The 16,852-nt window shown below is 70.7% G+C and carries 16 protein-coding genes; 12 read left to right on the plus strand and 4 right to left on the minus strand.

The genetic code is table 11. The features are described from left to right. The first annotated feature begins 2 nt into the window (after positions 1 to 2). From ABZX61_RS14565 to ABZX61_RS14595, 7 genes are all read left to right on the plus strand, one after another. Entirely contained in the window at positions 3 to 1,415 is a 1,413-nt protein-coding gene (locus tag ABZX61_RS14565) for a solute carrier family 23 protein (protein WP_355194610.1), read from the plus strand. After that, positions 1,412 to 2,239, plus strand: a complete 828-nt coding sequence (locus tag ABZX61_RS14570) for an FAD binding domain-containing protein (RefSeq protein ID WP_355194612.1) — start codon at positions 1,412 to 1,414, stop codon at positions 2,237 to 2,239. The genes ABZX61_RS14565 and ABZX61_RS14570 overlap by 4 nt, the downstream gene beginning before the upstream one ends. Continuing rightward, positions 2,229 to 2,738, plus strand: a complete 510-nt coding sequence (locus ABZX61_RS14575) for a (2Fe-2S)-binding protein (protein WP_350722612.1) — start codon at positions 2,229 to 2,231, stop codon at positions 2,736 to 2,738. The genes ABZX61_RS14570 and ABZX61_RS14575 overlap by 11 nt, the downstream gene beginning before the upstream one ends. Continuing rightward, complete coding sequence (gene cutA / locus ABZX61_RS14580; protein WP_355194614.1) at positions 2,735 to 5,092, plus strand: aerobic carbon-monoxide dehydrogenase large subunit; 2,358 nt, start codon at positions 2,735 to 2,737, stop codon at positions 5,090 to 5,092. Before ABZX61_RS14575 ends, cutA begins: the two co-directional genes overlap by 4 nt. Positions 5,093 to 5,164: 72 nt before the next feature. Then, complete coding sequence (locus ABZX61_RS14585; protein ID WP_355194616.1) at positions 5,165 to 6,172, plus strand: hypothetical protein; 1,008 nt, start codon at positions 5,165 to 5,167, stop codon at positions 6,170 to 6,172. A 66-nt stretch (positions 6,173 to 6,238) separates the two neighbouring features. Next, the gene (locus ABZX61_RS14590; RefSeq protein WP_350722606.1) at positions 6,239 to 6,661 is read left to right on the plus strand and encodes a hypothetical protein; all 423 of its coding nucleotides are present in this window, start codon (positions 6,239 to 6,241) and stop codon (positions 6,659 to 6,661) included. Positions 6,662 to 6,711: 50 nt separating this feature from the next. Continuing rightward, positions 6,712 to 7,131 (plus strand): hypothetical protein, encoded by a 420-nt coding sequence (locus ABZX61_RS14595; protein WP_350722604.1) that lies wholly within the window; start codon positions 6,712 to 6,714, stop codon positions 7,129 to 7,131. Here ABZX61_RS14595 and ABZX61_RS14600 read toward each other — a convergent pair. From ABZX61_RS14600 to ABZX61_RS14610, 3 genes are all read right to left on the minus strand, one after another. After that, a complete protein-coding gene (locus tag ABZX61_RS14600) occupies positions 7,128 to 9,437 on the minus strand; it encodes a PQQ-dependent sugar dehydrogenase (protein ID WP_355194619.1) in 2,310 nt (769 codons plus the stop codon). The genes ABZX61_RS14595 and ABZX61_RS14600 overlap by 4 nt on opposite strands. A gap of 28 nt (positions 9,438 to 9,465) precedes the next feature. Beyond that, positions 9,466 to 10,176, minus strand: a complete 711-nt coding sequence (locus ABZX61_RS14605) for a hypothetical protein (protein ID WP_355194621.1) — start codon at positions 10,174 to 10,176, stop codon at positions 9,466 to 9,468. Between the two features lie 105 nt (positions 10,177 to 10,281). Next, the gene (locus ABZX61_RS14610) at positions 10,282 to 11,313 is read right to left on the minus strand and encodes a LacI family DNA-binding transcriptional regulator (RefSeq protein WP_350722600.1); all 1,032 of its coding nucleotides are present in this window, start codon (positions 11,311 to 11,313) and stop codon (positions 10,282 to 10,284) included. Between the two features lie 104 nt (positions 11,314 to 11,417). Between ABZX61_RS14610 and ABZX61_RS14615 the strand changes: the two genes are divergently transcribed. The 5 genes from ABZX61_RS14615 to ABZX61_RS14635 are packed head-to-tail and all read left to right on the plus strand — an operon-like array spanning position 11,418 to position 15,959. Further along, positions 11,418 to 12,647, plus strand: a complete 1,230-nt coding sequence (locus tag ABZX61_RS14615; RefSeq protein ID WP_350722598.1) for an amino acid ABC transporter substrate-binding protein — start codon at positions 11,418 to 11,420, stop codon at positions 12,645 to 12,647. Then, positions 12,641 to 13,522 (plus strand): branched-chain amino acid ABC transporter permease, encoded by an 882-nt coding sequence (locus tag ABZX61_RS14620; RefSeq protein ID WP_355194623.1) that lies wholly within the window; start codon positions 12,641 to 12,643, stop codon positions 13,520 to 13,522. The genes ABZX61_RS14615 and ABZX61_RS14620 overlap by 7 nt, the downstream gene beginning before the upstream one ends. Further along, entirely contained in the window at positions 13,506 to 14,495 is a 990-nt protein-coding gene (locus tag ABZX61_RS14625) for a branched-chain amino acid ABC transporter permease (RefSeq protein WP_355194625.1), read from the plus strand. The genes ABZX61_RS14620 and ABZX61_RS14625 overlap by 17 nt, the downstream gene beginning before the upstream one ends. Beyond that, positions 14,492 to 15,235, plus strand: coding sequence for an ABC transporter ATP-binding protein (locus ABZX61_RS14630; protein ID WP_355194627.1), 744 nt, complete (start codon positions 14,492 to 14,494; stop codon positions 15,233 to 15,235). The genes ABZX61_RS14625 and ABZX61_RS14630 overlap by 4 nt, the downstream gene beginning before the upstream one ends. Further along, positions 15,228 to 15,959, plus strand: coding sequence for an ABC transporter ATP-binding protein (locus tag ABZX61_RS14635; RefSeq protein ID WP_350722590.1), 732 nt, complete (start codon positions 15,228 to 15,230; stop codon positions 15,957 to 15,959). Before ABZX61_RS14630 ends, ABZX61_RS14635 begins: the two co-directional genes overlap by 8 nt. On the opposite strand, the gene cydB is transcribed toward ABZX61_RS14635, so the two are convergent. Then, positions 15,956 to 16,852 (minus strand): cytochrome d ubiquinol oxidase subunit II, encoded by an 897-nt coding sequence (gene cydB, locus ABZX61_RS14640; RefSeq protein ID WP_350722589.1) that lies wholly within the window; start codon positions 16,850 to 16,852, stop codon positions 15,956 to 15,958. The genes ABZX61_RS14635 and cydB overlap by 4 nt on opposite strands.

A 16,852-nucleotide genomic window follows, 5' to 3' on the forward strand; every position in this document is an offset into this window, starting at 1 on the left:
TCATGGTTTTGGGATGGACCAAACACGGTGACGGCAAGCACCTGGCGCCCGGAGAGGTGGTCAGACCCGACGAGCGGCTGAGCTGGCCCAGGATGGTGGGCTTCGGGGCGCAGCACGTGATCGCGATGTTCGGCGCGACGTTCGTCTTCCCCCTGGTGATGGGGCTGGACCCGAACGTCGCCGTGATGATGTCAGGCGTCGCGACGATCCTGTTCCTGCTGATCGTGAAGGGGAAGGTGCCCAGCTATCTCGGCACCAGCGCGTCCTTCGTCGGCGGGGTGCTGGCGATCAGGGCCGCCTATGGCGGTGACACGGCCGGCGCGGACGCGATCGTGACAGGTGCGATCCTGGTCGCCGGGTTCGTGCTGGCGCTGGCGGGGCTGGCCGTCCACTTCCTCGGGGTGCAGATCATCCATCGCGTGTTCCCGCCCGTGGTCACGGGGGCGGTCGTCATGCTGATCGGGTTCGGGCTGGCGTACGTGGTGGCGGACGTCTACTGGCCGCAGGACCACTGGGTCGCGCTCATCACCATGCTGGTCACCTTCCTGGTGATCGTGTTCTTCAAGGGGTTCGTCGGCCGGATCGGGGTGCTGGTCGGGCTGATCGCGGGGTTCGTGCTGTCGTGGGTGCTGGACAAGACCGCGGGGGCCGTCACGTCCGTGCTGCCCGGCGCCAACCTGCGGGACGCGGCGGGCGCGAGCTGCCCGGTCGAGGGGACGTACTGCGTGGCCACGGCCTTCCCGCACGACCGGGTGAACTTCGACTCCGTGGCGTCGGCGCCCTGGTTCGGGGTGCCGAACTTCCACGCCCCCGACTTCAAGACCTCCGCCGTGCTGCTGGTGCTGCCCGCCGTCATCGCGCTCATCGCCGAGAACATCGGGCACGTCAAGGCCGTCGGCGAGATGACCGGGGCGGACGTCGACCCGTACGTGGGCCGGGCGGTGATGGCCGACGGGGTGGGCACCATGGTCGCCAGCGCGGTCGGCGGCTCGCCCACCACCACGTACGCCGAGAACATCGGCGTCATGGCGGCCACCAAGGTCTACTCGACCGCCGCCTACTACATCGCCGCGATCATCGCCATCCTGTTCGGGCTCTGCCCCAAGTTCGGCGCGCTGGTCGCCGCGACCCCGGGCGGCGTGCTGGGCGGGGTCACCGTCATCCTGTACGGGATGATCGGCCTCCTCGGCGCCAGGATCTGGATCGAGAACCGCGTCGACTTCTCCGACCCCGTCAACATGGTTCCGATCGGCGCGGGCATCATCCTGGCCATCGGACCTGTGAGCCACTTCATCGGCGGCGACTTCACCCTTGAGGGGATCGCGCTCGGCACCATCGTGGTGCTGGGCGGATACCACCTGCTGCGGGCCATCGCCGGACGGCCCGCCCGGCCGGCCGGGAGCGAGGCCGGGTGAAACCGCCCCCGTTCGAGTACCACGCCCCCCGCGACCTCGACGAGGCGCTCCGGACCCTCGCGGAGGTGGGCGGGAAGGTGCTGGCCGGAGGGCAGAGCCTGATCCCCATGCTCAACATGCGGCTGGCCGCTCCCGAGCATCTCGTCGACATCAACCGCGTCCAGGGGCTGTCGGCCATGGAGACGGAGCGGGACGGTGTCCGGGTGGGGGCTACGGTCCGGCACTCGCAGGCGGAGCGGGCCGGGGCGCATCCGCTGCTGAGCCGGGCGCTGCGGCTGGTCGCCCATCCGGTGATCCGGAACCGGGGGACCGTGGTGGGCAGCCTCGTGCACGCCGACCCGGCCGCCGAGCTGCCGGCCGTGCTGGCCGTCCTGGGCGGCTCCGTACGGGTGGCCCGGCAGGGGCAGGTACGGGACGTGGGCGCCGAGGAGTTCTTCGTCGGGCCCATGGAGTCGGCGGTCCAGCCGGGCGAGCTGGCCGTGTCGGCATATTTCCCGGCATTGGGTCCGCGTACCGGGGCAGCCTTCGAGGAGGTGGCCCGGCGGCACGGCGACTACGCCCTGGCCGGCGTCTGCGCCGTCGTCACGCTCGACGAGGACGGCCGGGTCGAGGCCGCCAGGCTCGCCTGCATCGGCGTCGGCCCCGTGCCGATGGTCGTGGACGTGACGGAGAGCCCCGCGGACGCGGCGCGGATCGTACGGGACCGGGTCGAACCCGAGGGCGACATCCACGCCTCGGCCGCCTACCGCCGCCACCTCGTGGGCGTGCTGGCCGAGCGGGCCGTACGGAACGCGACCAGGGAGGCAGGGGATCGTGGAGCATGAGATCACGCTCGTCGTGAACGGCACGGCCAGGCGGGTCGGCGTGCCCGCCAGACGCCTGCTGTCCGACTGCCTGCGCCACGACCTCGGCCTGACCGGCACCCACGTCGGCTGCGAGCACGGCGTCTGCGGCTGTTGCACCGTGCTGCTCGACGGGGAGCCGATCCGGTCGTGCCTGACGTTCGCGGTCAGCGTGGACGGGTCCGAGATCACCACGGTCGAAGGGCTGGCCGGCGACGGCACCAGGGCGACCGAGCCCGCCTCACGGAGTGAGGCCATGAGCGCAGTCCAGCGGGCTTTTGCCGAGTGTCACGGGTTGCAGTGCGGGTTCTGCACGCCGGGGTTCCTGTGTACGGTGACCGCCCTGCTGCGGGACAACCCCACCCCCACGGACGACGAGGTGCTGGAAGGCATCTCGGGCAACCTGTGCCGGTGCACCGGCTACCAGAACATCGTCAAGGCCGTCCACCGGGCCGCCGAGCTGCTGGCGGAGGAAGCATGACGACGAGGCTGTTCGGGGAGCCCGTGCAGCGGCGGGAGGACCCCAGGCTGCTCACCGGCAGGGGCCGCTATCTCGACGACCTCGGCCCCGACGCGCTGGCCGCCGCGTTCGTGCGCTCGCCGCACGCGCACGCCCGCATCCGCGACATCGACGTGGGCCCCGCGCTCGACGTCGAAGGGCTCGTCGCCATCTACACCTGGGAGGACCTGCCCGGACGGGTCGGCCGGCCGCTGCCGCTGCTGATCCCGCACCCGGCGCTCACGCACGGGCGCACCGCGTACCCGCTGGCCAGGGACATCGTCAGGCACGTCGGCGAGCCGGTGGTCATGGTCGTGGCGGCGGACAGGTACGCCGCCGAGGACGCCTGCGCGCTCATCGAGGTCGACTACGAGCTCCTGAAGCCGGTCGTCGGCCTGGAGGAGGCCGTGCAGGGCGCCCAGCTCGTGCACGAGGACGTGCCGGGCAACGTCGGCGCGCACCTCGTCCAGGAGGTCGCGGGGACGGACGGGCGCGGCGCGCGCGAGGCGATCGAGACCGCGCCGCACACGCTGGCCTTCCGGCTCGACATCGAGCGCAGCGCCAGCATGCCGCTGGAGGGGCGCGGCGTGTACGCCCGGTGGGACGGCCGGGACCTGCGCGTCTACTCCAGCACCCAGACCTCCACCAGCGTCCGCATGGCCGTCGCCGCCGCGCTGGAGCTGCCGCTGCCGCAGGTCGAGGTGATCGCGCCCGACGTGGGCGGCGGCTTCGGGGTGAAGATCGTGCACCCGTGGCCCGAGGAGGTGCTGGTGCCGTGGGCCGCCATGACGCTCGGGCGCGAGATCAAGTGGACGGAGGACCGCAGGGAGCACTTCATCTCCTCGGCCCACGAGCGCGGCCAGGTCCAGTACGTACGGGTCGGCTTCGACGACGACGGCCGCGTGCTCGGCCTGGACGTGACGATCCTGCACGACCACGGCGCCTACACGCCTTACGGGATCATCGTGCCGATCGTCACCTCCACGCAGCTCCTGGGGCCGTACAAGATCGGGGCGTACCGGGTCGAGTTCACCGCCGTCTACACCAACACCGTGCAGGTCACGCCCTACCGGGGGGCCGGCAGGCCGCAGGGCGTGTTCTGCATGGAGCGGACGATGGACAAGATCGCCCGCTACCTGGGGAAGGACCGCACCGAGGTACGCGAGGTCAACTTCATCGGGCCCGACGAGTTCCCGTACGACCAGGGGATGACGTTCCAGGACGGCCGGCCGCTGATCTACGACAGCGGCGACTATCCCGAGATGCTCCGCATGATCAAGGAGCTGATCGGCTGGGACTCCTTCGAGGCGCGGCCCGGCAGGGGCATCGGCGTCGGGTGCTACGTCGAAGGTACCGGCGTGGGGCCGTACGAGGGCGGGCACGTGCAGGTGACCTCCGACGGGCGGGTGCACGTGTCCACCGGGCTCACCTCGCAGGGGCAGGGGCACGAGACGGCCTTCGCGCAGATCGTCGCCACCGAGCTGGGCGTGCCCATCGAGCGGGTGAGCGTGGTCACCGGCGACACCCGCAGGTTCGGCTACGCCGTGGGCACGTTCGCCTCGCGGGCGGCCGTCGTCAGCGGCAACGCCATCGCGCTGGCCTGCCGGAAAGTACGCGACAAGGCGCTGCGGATCGCCGCCGACGCGCTGGAGGCGGACCCGGCCGACCTGGAGATCACCGACGGGATGGTGCACGTGGCCGGCACGCCGAGCGCGTCCATCCCGCTGTCCACGGTGGCGGTGCTGGCCAACCCGCTGCGCTACGCCTTCGACGACGAGACGGCCAAGGCCACCCAGTTCTCCGGCACCGCGTCGCCCGACCGGCCGCCGGTCGCCGAGGGCGACGAGCCGGGGCTGGAGGGGCGCGACTACTACTCGCCGATCAGGTCCACGTTCGCGTCGGGCATGCACGCGGCGATCGTCGAGACCGACCCGGACACGGCCGAGATCAAGGTGGTGCGCTACGCGGTCGTGCACGACTGCGGCCGGCTGATCAACCCGATGATCGTGGAGGGCCAGATCCACGGGGGAGTGGCGCAGGGCATCGGCGGGGCGCTCTACGAGCGCATGGTGTACGACTCGCACGGCCAGCTCGTCAACGCCTCCTTCATGGACTTCCTCATGCCGTACGCCACCGAGATCCCCCGCGTCGAGACCGCCCACCTGGAGACGCCGTCGCCGCTCAACCCGCTCGGCGTCAAGGGCGCGGGCGAGGCGGGCGTGATCCCCGTCTCCGCGGTGATCGCCTCGGCCATCGAGGACGCCGAGGGCATCGAGATCGACCGTATGCCGATCTCCCCGTCCGAGCTCTTCGACCTGCGCGCCGCCGACCGATGACCCGCCGACCGATGACCCGCTGCCCGATGACCCGCGCCGACCGATGACCCGCGCCGTGGGATGATCGGCGCCATGCGTGCGCCCGCTTCCGGTCTGACCGAATTCCCCGCCGTTCCCGCCGACGTCCGCCTGATCGACCTGGCCTGGAACGACATCGCCGAGGTGCCCGCCTGGGTGGCCGGGCTCACCGAGCTGGAGGAGCTCCGGCTCGACGGCAACCGGCTGCGCTCGCTGCCCGACCTGTCGGGGCTCACCGCGCTGCGCGCGCTGCACCTGGACGGCAACGAGCTGACGTCCTTCCCCGGCTGCCCGCCGCGCCTGGAGGTGCTCTTCCTGTACGGCAATCGCGTCGGCGCGATCCCCGACCGGCTGAGCCCCGCCCTGCGGCACCTCGCGGCGGGCGGCAACGGGCTGACCGACGTGCCCGGCTCGCTCTGGAAGCTGACCGCCCTCGAATCCCTCAACCTCGCCGAGAGCGCGCTCACCGAGGTCCCGGCCGCGATCGGCGGGCTGACCCGGCTGCGCATGCTGGACCTCGGGCACAACCGGCTCGACTCCGTTCCGCCCGAGCTGGGCGACCTGGACCTGACCGACTACCTCTACCTGAGCGACAACCGGTTCACCGAGGTGCCGGAGGCGATCGGGCGGCTGGACCGGCTCGCCTACCTCAACCTCACCGACAACCGGCTCACCCGGCTGCCCGAGTCGCTGGGGCGGATGGCCGCGCTGGTGGAGCTGCGCCTCTACAACAACCGGCTGGAGTCCCTGCCCGAGGCCATCGGCGGCCTGGCCGGGCTACGGGAGCTGCACGCGCAGGGCAACCGGCTGACCCGGCTGCCCGCCTCCATCGCCGAGCTGGGCGAGCTGCGCGTGCTCGACCTGCGCAACAACCACCTCCGCGAGCTGCCGGACCGCCTGCCGCCCGGGCTCAGGCACCTCGACCTGCGCAACAACCGGCTGCGTGAGCTGCCCGCGAGCCTGCCCCCGCTGGAGAAGCTCGACCTGCGGTGGAACAAGCTCGACGGCGAGCCTGAGGTGCTCCGACGGCTCCGCGATCAGGGCTGCGTCATCCTGCGCTGATGGAATCGCTCAGGTTTGGGCTGATTCGGGGTGAACCGGGGTGATCGAGGGTGCGTACCTCCGCACATGACGACATTTCCACGTCTGGCCGCTTTCGCGCTGCTGGCCGGACTGGTCGCCGGATGCTCCTCAGGGGGCTGGGGCGACTACGTCGCAGCGGGCGAAACGCAGAAACCAGCCGCAATTCTCACCGTCGAGCAACTCTCCGCCAAGGTCGGCTGCAAGCCGAAGATGCAGGTCGAGGCCTCCGACCTCCGCACCGGCTACTGCAAGACCAAGGCGGGTCAGTTCTTCGTCAACACGTTCGCCAGCGAGAAGCTCAAGGACGAGTGGATGGACCGGGCGCCGGAGTACAACCCGCACCTGGTCGGCCCGCAGTGGACCGTCCTGGGCCCGCTCCCGGTGCTGGAGCAGCTGAAGGAGCCGCTCAGCGGCGATCTGCATCTGATGGACCACAGGGTCTCCCAGACGCCGGCGCCACCGAAGTAACCAATCGGTATGAGGTGAACCGGGGCTGGTGGGCCCGCGTACCTTCGCACATGACGACACTTCCACGTCTGGCCGCTTTCGCGCTGCTGGCCGGACTGGTCGCCGGATGCTCCTCAGGGAGCGGAGGCGGCTATGTCGCAGCAGCCGGAAAGCAGGGCCACGCCGCCCCCCTCACCGTCGAGCAGCTCTCGGCCAAGGTCGGCTGCAAGCCGAAGATGCAGGTCAACGCCGCCGAGATCCGCACCGGCTACTGCAAGACCCCCGATGGCGAGTTCTTCGTCACGACGTTCAAGACGCAGGCGGGCAAGGACGCCTGGATGGACGCCGCCCCCGAGTACAACCCCCACCTGGTCGGCAACCTCTGGACCGTGCTGTCCAGTCGCAAGGTGCTCGACCTGCTGAAGGAGCGGCTCGGCGGCGACCTCCACCTCACTGATCACCGTACGAAGCAGATGAAGACCATCGGCTAGCGGAGCTTCAGCAACTCGTACTGGGCCCAGACCTCGGCCGGGGCCGCGACACGGTCCAGGAACGTCAGGCCGTCCATCCGGCAGTCGCAGGGGTTCTGCTCCCTGGTGTTCTGCGGATAGCTACCGCCGATCTTGATGCCTCTCGGGTCCGTCGCCGAGGTGACGTCCGGCTCGGGGTCCCCTTCGATACCCCATGGGTCGCCGGTGACCGAGTAGAACCCGTCGAGCGGGCGGCCGTTCCTGTAGAGCTTCATCGTCCCCTTGTCGAAGTCGAACGTCGCGGCCAGGAACACCCACTGGTCCCGAGGCAGCACCTCCCGCCAGGGCTTGTTCGCGGCGAACGTCTGGGAGGCGCTGCCGTCCACGCGCCGGGCGAGTGCCACGACCCTCATCTCGCCGTTCACCGTGATGAGCTCGAGCAGGGCCCGGACGTCGTGCCCCTGGGAGTTGCCGCTGAGCACCCCGGCCAGGCCGATCGCGTTGAAGAAGTCGGCCGGGTCCTCGGTGTTGGAGTTGGGCGCCGGGCCGTCGCCCAGCATCTTGAACCAGCCCATGACGGTCGCGCCCTTGACGCCGTTGAACGCGCGCAGCGTCGGCACGCCGTCCACGCCGTAGACGCCGGCCTTCCAGTCGTCGTTGCCGGTCGTGGCCGGATCGACCTGGCGGGTCTGCAGCGCGTACGTGCTGCCCCGGTAGGCCTGGTCGGCCACGCGCATGGCGGCGCCGCCGTTGACCAGCGTGATGTTCGTGCCGGACAGGCCCTGGTCCTGCTCCTGGGCCGGGTCGGCGGGCAGCGGGTGCTCGAAGTCGTACGCGGCCACCACGTGGTCGCGCAGGGTCGGCAGCACGTTCGGCGGGGTCCAGCCGGCCTTGGTGATCTTCCAGATCTTCCCGTTCGCCTTGGACAGCACGTAGAGCTCGCCCGCGCCGTCCCGGCCGAAGCGCAGGTCCACGCGGGTGCTCCCGGCCAGGTCCTGCATGGTCAGCTGCCTGCCGGACGCGTCCACCAGCCGCGGCTTGTGGATCGTGGCCCGGCGGCCGGTGCGCTCGTCCATCTCGGAGGCGACGGTGAAGAAGACCTGGCCGTCCACGATGTCGCCGAACAGGTACTTGCCGTACAGCTGCGGCAGCTTCTGCCCGCGGTAGACGAACCCGCCGGTGACGGCGTGGCCGCTGTCGGAGGTGCAGGAGTGTCCGGGCGGCGGGTCGTGGTCGTAGGCGGCCACCGGGTAGGTGTAGCCGTACTGCGCGTCGTCGTCCGGCAGCGTGTAGAGGTGGCAGCGGTCGGACTTGCTGAACACGAACGAGCCCTCGCGCTCGCTCCAGCCCAGGTTGTCGCCGGCGCCGACGTCGTAGATGGCCTCGATGGCGTGCTCGCCGATGTGGCCGAGGAACAGCCGGTTGCCGGCCTGCGGGTCCCAGCTGAAGCGGTGCGGGTCGCGCATGCCGTACGCGTAGATCTCGCCGAGCTTGCCGGCCTGCCCGGCGAACGGGTTGGCGGCGGGGATGCCGTACCTGCCGTTGGCGCCGTTCGTGCCGGCCGGGTCGATCCTGAGGATCTTGCCCTGCGGGATGGCCAGGTTCTGCGGGTCGTCGCTGGACACGCCGCGGGCGCCGTCACCGGCGGCGACGTACAGCAGGCCGTAGTCCTTGTCGCCCCTGCGGGCCGTCGGGTTGAAGTCGATCTGCTGGATGCCGTGGATCTGGCCGCTGAAGCCGAGCCGCAGCACCTCCCTGCGGGTGCCGGAGAAGACGTTCGCCTTCGGGTCGGTGGCCGTCCACTCGGTGATGACGCCGTGGAACTTGGTGCTGGGCTGCGGCGTCAGGTCGGGGGTCTTCGTGGTCAGCGCGTTGCCCCACTCGGTGTGCACGGTGTAGAACTTGCCGTTCCTGCCGAATTCGGGGTGGAAGGCGGCGAAGCCGAACCCGCTGCCCAGGCCGCGCCCGGAGACGAAGTCGGGCGCGAAAGTGGCGCCGACGTCCAGGTATTCGCGCGGCTGGCCCTTGTCGAGGAAGTAGAGCTTGCCGTTGAGGTCGTTGACGAACAGGCGGCGCGAGCCGTCGGGGAGCTCGCCCAGGTAGTTGATCCTGGCCGTGCGGACCAGGCGCGGGTCGGTCGGCTCGGGAGTCGTCTCCGTCTTGGGGAACGAGGCGAACTCCTCCAGCGTCAGCGTCAGCCCCGAGGCGGTGGGCTTCTCGGGGATGGGGTCGTCGACGGGGGTCGGGTCGGCCTGCGCGGCTGCCGGCGGCGCGCATAACGCGGTCACCAGCACCGCGGCGATCAGGCACCGGAGGGTTTTCGGCATACCTGTTCACCACCAGGGGAGTCGGGGGCTATTGATCGGCGCTGTCGCAGGCGGGGGTGCCCTTGACGGCCATGTCGCGCATCCTGCCGATGTTGTCGAAAGAGCCGAAGCCGACCCGGCCCGACGCGAACGTGCGGTCGGTGGCCGTGATCAGCGGCGTCGTGGCGCCGTCCATGTAGACCGCGATGCGGCCGGTCTCGACACAGTGGGTGACGCGGACGCGGTGCCACGCCGTGTCGGTGACCGCGGGCGGCGCGCCCACCTGGCCGTTCCACTGGTCGTCGATGCGCAGGCGGTCCGCGTTGTTGACGACGAAGATCCCGTTATGCGGGTAGATGGTGTTGTCCTGCGAGAGATGGACGTAGTAGAACTCCGTGTCCGACCGGTAGCCGAACACGATGATCACGTCGCGGTTGCTGACGCTGGTCGGGGTGTCCAGGCGGACCTGCGCGTCGATCCGCACCGAGCCGAACTCGGGGCCCGTCTTCAGCACCGCGTACTCGAAGGGCCGCCGCGGGCCCGGGCGGGCGACGCCGGCCTCGGCGAGGATCACCTGGTCGCCGGGGAACTGCCACTTGGCGGGCGTCACCGGCGCCCAGTTGCGCCCGTCGTCGACGTGCTTCACCTTGGCCTGGCCGGGGCCGCAGTCCGGTGCCACCGTGGCGGTGGCGGCCTGCGCGGGGATCGGTACGGCCAGCGCGAGCATGGCCGTCAGGAGGAGGGTGCGAAAGGCTGACATCCAGGATCCTCTCGCCGAATGGCTCAACGTAAGCGCTTCCGAAAGCGCTTCCGTAAAGAAACTAACCCGGAAGATCCGGCTGTCAAGAGGGTCGGTGGACCGGTGTCAAGGCGGCGGTGGGGCCGTGGAGGCGCGTACGACCAGCTCGTGCGCGGTGCGGCGGCGGCGCGGGCGCGAGGCGGGCGGCTTGAGAACTAGCTCAAGCGCTTGCTTGCCCATCTCGACCATGGGCAGCCTGATCGTGGTGAGCGCCGGATACACGTCGCGCGCCACCGGCACGTCGTCGAACCCGGCCACCGAGATCTCCCCGGGCACCCTGCGCCCGTTGTTGAGCAGCCACGACAGCGCGCCCACCGCCATCGGGTCGTTGAGCGCGACCACGGCCGTCAGGTCGGGGTGCGCCCGCATCAGCCGGGCCGTGGCGGCCGCGCCGCCCTCCCTGGTGAAGTCGCCGTGCACGACGGGGAACGAGCGCCAGTCGAGCCCGGCCGCGGCGAGCGCCGCCCGCAGCCCGGCCAGCCGGTCTTCCACCGTGGTCAGGTTGGCCGGGCCGCCGAGCACGCCGAGGCGGCGGTGGCCCAGGTCGAGCAGGTGGTGCATGAGCGTGGAGCCGCCGGCCGCGTTGTCGGGCAGCACGGCGTCCACCGGCAGGTGGTGGCGGCCGATGACGGCCACCCGGCCGCCCGCCGCCGTGAACGAGCGCACCTCGGTGGCGATGTCGGCCTCGGTCGCCGCATCGACGTAGCCGGACCCGGCCAGCACGATCGAGGTCACGCGGTGCGCGCGCAACGCCCGGACCCGGGACAGCTCGGCACGCGGGTCGCGCTCGGTCTGGCTGATGAGCGCCATGTAGCCGCGGCTCTCGGTCTCGCGCAGCACGCCCCTGGCGATCTCGCCGAAGTAGGGGTCGCCGACGTCGTGCACGATCAGCCCGACCATGGACGCCTGCCCGCCGGCCAGGGCCCGCGCGTGGCTGTTGGGCACGTAGCCGACCTGGGACGCGACCGCCTGGACGTGGGCGGCGACCTCGGCGCTGACGCCGCTGCTGCCCGTCAGGGCCCGGGAGGCCGTGGCCAGCGAGACCCCCGCGGCCTTGGCCACGTCGACGAGGCGGGGTGGATGAGATCGCTCGGTCATGCGCTGAGAACCCCCCTTGTCCGGGGCCGGATCTCGTGTAATCGTAACCGAAAGCGCTTACGTAAGCGCTTTCGTGGCGCCTCTTCTGACGGGGGATTTCCTCGATGGCAAGAGTACTCAAGAGCCTGACGATCACTTCGATGTGCGCTTTGGCCCTGACTGCCTGCGCCAAGACCGACGAGCCGGGGACGGCTCAGCCGGCGGGGCAGCAGCAGGGTCCGGTCAAGATCGGCATCTCCCTTCCGCTCACGGGCGACTTCGCCGAGCCCGGCAACGGCATCAAGGACGGCTACCAGGTCTGGGCCGACCGGGTGAACGCCAAGGGCGGCCTGCTGGGCAGGAAGGTCGAGCTGATCTTCCGCGACGACGCCTCCGACCCCAACCGGGTCAGCTCCGACTACGAGTCGCTCATCACCCAGGACAAGGTCAACCTGGTCTTCGGACCGTTCTCGTCGCGGCTGGTGATCCCCGCGGCGAAGGTCGCGGAGTCGTACAACATGCTGTTCGTGGAGCCGGCCGGGGCCGCCAAGGAGGTTTTCGAGCAGGGCTTCAAGCGGCTGTTCTACGCGGCGCCGGCGATCGCCAGCGACCACTACAACTACCTGGCCGACTACATCATCAAGCTGCCGGCCGACAAGCGGCCGAAGACGGCGGCGTACGCGAGCCTGGACGACCCGTTCGCGCAGGGCACCGCGTACGGGCTGCGGGACAAGCTGGCCGCGGCCGGGATCAAGACGGTCGTGGACGAGGTCTACCCGCCCGAGACCACCGATTTCTCGCCCATCGCCGCCAAGATCGCCGCGGCCAAGCCGGACATCGTGGTGGGCGGCACGCAGTTCGAGGACTCCGTGGGCCTGGTGCGCGCGCTGCAGGAGCTGAAGGTGCAGCCCAAGCTGGCGGCGTTCTCGACGGGGCCGACGGAGCCGGAGTTCCCCGCCGCGGTGAAGGGGGCGGCCGAGAGCATCATCTCGCCCGTCGGCTGGTCGGCCACGGCCACCTTCACCGGCAACCAGGAGATGATCAAACGCCACAAGGAGATGTTCAACGGCGAGGCGAACGAGGACACCGCCAACGGCTTCACCGTCGGCCAGGTCGTCGAGGCCGCCGTGAACGCCGCCAAGTGCGTCGACGCCACCAAGGAGTGCCAGGACAAGCTGGCCGACCACATCAGGCAGGGCACGTTCGACACGGTCGTGGGCAAGCTCTCCTTCGACGACCAGGGCAGGCCCGAGCAGGCGCACATGATCCAGCAGTACGTCGGCGGAAAGGTCGAGATCGTGCTCCCCGAGCAGGCCAAGACGGCCGACCTCGTCTACCCGAAGAAGCCATGGTGAGCCTGCTCCTGCAGGGGCTGGCCCTGGGCGTGCTGACCGGAGGCCTCTACGCGCTGCTGGCCTCCGGCCTGTCGCTGTACTTCGGGGTGATGCGGGTGGTCATGGTGGCCCACCCGGCGTTCCTGTTCCTGGCCGCCTATCTGACCTACACCGTGCACACGACGTTCGGCGTGGACCCGTTCCTGGCGCTGCCCGTCACCGTGCCGCTCTTCTTCGTGCTGGGCGTGGCGGTGCAGCGGCTGCTCGTCGCGCGGCTGGCGCCGGACAACCTGGCGATGATGTCGGTGCTGCTGACGTTCGGGATCGCGCTGGCGATCGAGGGGCTGCTCGGGACGATCTACACCGGGTCCTACAAGTCGGTCAGCATGGAGTACGCGACCAAGTCGCTGACGATCGGCGGCGTGCACCTCCCGTACGACAAGATCATCGCCTTCTTCGTCGCGGCGCTCACCCTCGCGGTGCTGTTCGCGGTGCTGGTGAAGAGCCGGTTCGGGCAGGCGCTGCGGGCCACCATCCAGCATCGGGAGGCGGCCCGGCTGGTCGGCGTCCAGACCGAGCGGGTCGCCGGGTACGGCTTCGGCGTCGGCCTCGCCACCGCGGCCGTCGGCGGCACCGTGCTCGCGCTCATCACGCCGTTCTTCCCCGCCTCGCACTGGGTGTGGATCGGCAAGCTCATGGCCATCATCGTGGTCGGAGGGCTGGGGAGCGTGATCGGCGCGGCGCTGGCGGCCGTCCTGCTCGGCGTGGTCGAGGGCCTCGTGCTGGTGACCGTGGACGCCACCTGGGCCACGATGATGTTCTACGTCTTCCTCTTCCTGACGCTGCTCGCGCGCCCCCAGGGGTTCTTCGGAGGCCGGCTTGCGCATCGCTTCTAGAGGGATCCCGCTGCTGGTCGCCTGCCTGGCGCTGGCCTATCCGTGGCTGGTCCCCAACTACTACCTCGTGTACGCGGGCGCGCTGACCGTCATGTACGCGGCCATGTCCACGTCCTGGAACCTGCTGGGCGGTTTCACCGGATACGTCTCCCTCGGCCACTCGGCGTTCTTCGGCCTCGGCGCGTACGGGACCGGCCTGCTGATCGTGCGGCTGGGCGTGCCGTGGGTCGCGGCCCTGCTGGTGTCGGCCGTCGCCGTGACGGCGTTCGCCGTGTTCGTCGGCGTCGCGGCCGTGCGGGTGCGCGGCGCGTCGTTCGTGATCGTGTCGATCGCGCTCGTGTCGATGATGAACCTCGTCGTGCAGGGCTGGCGCTCGCTCACCGGCGGCTCCACCGGGCTGCAGGTCCCCTCGCCCTTCCCCGACCTGCACCGGGGGCAGACGCACATCGTGTTCTTCTACCTGTTCCTGGCGCTGCTCGGGCTCGCGCTGCTGTCCTGGTGGTACGTCTCGCGCTCCCGGTTCGGCGCCGGCCTGCGGGCGATCAGGGAGGACGAGGACAAGGCCGAGTCCCTGGGGGTGCCGACGGGGGCGTACAAGGTGACGGCCTTCGCCCTGTCGGCCCTGTTCGTGTCGCTCGCCGGAGGGCTCTACGCGGTCTGGTTCGGCAGCCTCGACCCGATCTTCGTCTTCTCCATCCTCATCGGGTCGTACATGGTGCTGATGAGCCTGCTCGGCGGGGTCAGGCACCTGTTCGGGCCGCTGCTCGGGGCGCTCATCGTGGCCCCGGCCGGCGAGTACTTTCTGATCGCGCTGGGCGAGACGCAGATCCACCTGACCGCGACGGGCCTGCTGCTCGTGCTGGTCGTGCTGTTCATGCCGGACGGCATCCTCGCCCGGCTCACCAGGAGGCGCGCCGGGCCCTCCATCCCGGACGAGACGGCCGAACAGCGGCTCCAGGGGGTGGCCCGATGAGTGACACAGTGACTTCGTTGCGCACCGAGGGACTGACCAAGTCGTTCGGCGGGGTGCTCGCCGTGGACGGCGCGAGCGTCGAGCTCCAGGAGGGCAGGATCAACGGCCTGATCGGCCCCAACGGCTCCGGCAAGACCACGTTCTTCAACATCGTCACCGGCATGATCAAGCCGGACTCCGGCCGGGTGCTCTACCGCGACCGCGACATCACCCGCCACTCGCCGCACCGCATAGCGCACGCCGGCATCGGCCGCACCTTCCAGCTCTGCCGCGTCTTCCCGCGCCTGACCGTGCTGGAGAACATGCTGGTCGCCGTCCGCCGCACCCGCCTGCGCGAGCTGCTGGCCGGGCTGCGGGACCAGGGCGAGGTCGAGCGGGCCCGGCACTGGCTGCGGCGCATGGGCATCGACCACCTGGAGGACGCCGAGGCCCGCGACCTGTCCTACGGCCAGCAGAAGCTGCTGGAGCTGGCCGCCGTCCTCATGGCCGAGCCCGAGCTGGTGCTGCTGGACGAGCCGGCGGGCGGGGTCAACCCGGCGCTGATCGACCGGATCGTCTCGCTCGTACGCGACCTCAACGCGGAGGGCCGTACGTTCCTCGTCGTCGAGCACAACATGGACATGGTGATGGGCATGTGCGACCACGTGATCGTCTTCGACCGGGGAGCGCCGATCGCGGCGGGCCCGCCCGCCGAGGTGCGGGACGACCCGCGCGTGCTGGAGGCGTACCTCGGTGTCTGAGACCCTCCTGGCACTGGAAGACGTCGAGGCAGGCTACGGCAGGGCCGCGCCGGTGCTGCGCGGCCTGACCGTCACCGTGCGCGCCGGCGAGGTCGTCTGCCTGGTGGGGCCGAACGGCGCGGGCAAGTCCACCGCGCTCAAGGTCGCCAGCGGGCTGCTCGCGCCCCGGTCGGGGCGGGTCCTGCTGGCCGGCCAGGACGTGACGGGCCTGTCGCCGCAGCGCCTGCTCGGGCGCGGGCTCGCCCACGTGCTGCAGGGGCACAGCGTGTTCCGCGAGATGACCGTGGCCGAGAACGTGCGGCTCGGCGGCTTCACCGTGCGCGACTCCGCGAAGCTCCAGGCCCGGATGGAGGCGGTCAAGGAGCTGTTCCCCGTGGTGGGCGAGCGGTGGGGGAGCATGGCCGGGCTGCTGTCGGGCGGGCAGCAGAAGCAGGTGGAGTTCGCGCGGGCGCTCATGCTGGAGCCCTCCGTGGTGCTGCTGGACGAGCCGTCGATGGGGCTCGACCCGCGTAACACGCAGGTGGTCTTCGACCAGATCGACCTGATGCGCCGCACGGGCGTCGCCGTGCTGCTGGTGGAGCAGAACGCGCGCCGGGCGCTGGAGATGGCCGACGTCGGGTGCGTGCTCGACCTCGGCCGCGTCCACATCTCCGGCCCCGCCCGCGAGCTGGCCGCCGACCCCCGGCTCGGCCGCCTCTACCTCGGTGGCGCCCCTGTCACCTAGCCGTGCGTGAGGAGGGTGCCCTCCACCCGGACGCGCTTCCTGAACACCCAGTACGTCCACCCCTGGTAGACCAGCACGAACGGGAGCGTGATCAGGCCGATCCAGCTCAGCATCGTCAGCGTGTACGGCCCGGAGGCCGCCTCCGCCAGCGTCAGGCCGGGGAACGGGCGCAGGCGCAGCTCCATGAAGACCGCCAGGGTCGACAGCACGATCGCCCCCGCCGTGGCCGCGAAGGCCCAGCCCTCGCGGCGGCGCCAGATCAGCGCCGTGGCCGCTGCCAGCGCCGCCATGGCGGCCAGCGCGGGGAACGTGCCCAGGCTCGACAGGGCGGCCACGGCCACCGGAACGGCCACGCCGCTGGCGGCCATCGCCACGACGCGGGCGCGACGGCGTACCGGGCCGGTGGTCTTGAGCGCCAGGAAAACGGCGCCGTGCAGGGCGCACACCGCCAGCGAGAACGCGCCTCCCAGCAGGGCGGCCGGCACGCTGTCGAACACCAGGTCGGCGAAGACCGCCCCCCACAGGAACGCCGGGAGCGCGCTGCCCACCACGATGCCCAGGTCGCACCAGCGCGGGTCGTTCACCTTGCCGCGCCACTCCAGGCCGACGCCGCGCACGATCAGGCCGACCAGCACGAGGGTCACCGGCAGGTAGAACGAGCTGAACACCCCCGCGTACCAGGCGGGGAACGCGGCGAACATGGCGCCGACGGCGGTGATCAGCCACACCTCGTTGCCGTCCCACACCGGGCCGATGGTCTGCAGGCTCTGCCGCTGCTCGCCGGGGTTGCGGCTGACCAGCGGGGCCAGCATGCCGACGCCGAAGTCGAAGCCTTCCAGCACGAAGTAGCCCGTCCAGAGGAAGGCGATGATGACGAACCACAACTCGATCAT

The sequence above is a fragment of the Nonomuraea sp. NPDC003709 genome, from assembly GCF_040610775.1.
GTDB lineage: Bacteria > Actinomycetota > Actinomycetes > Streptosporangiales > Streptosporangiaceae > Nonomuraea > Nonomuraea angiospora_A.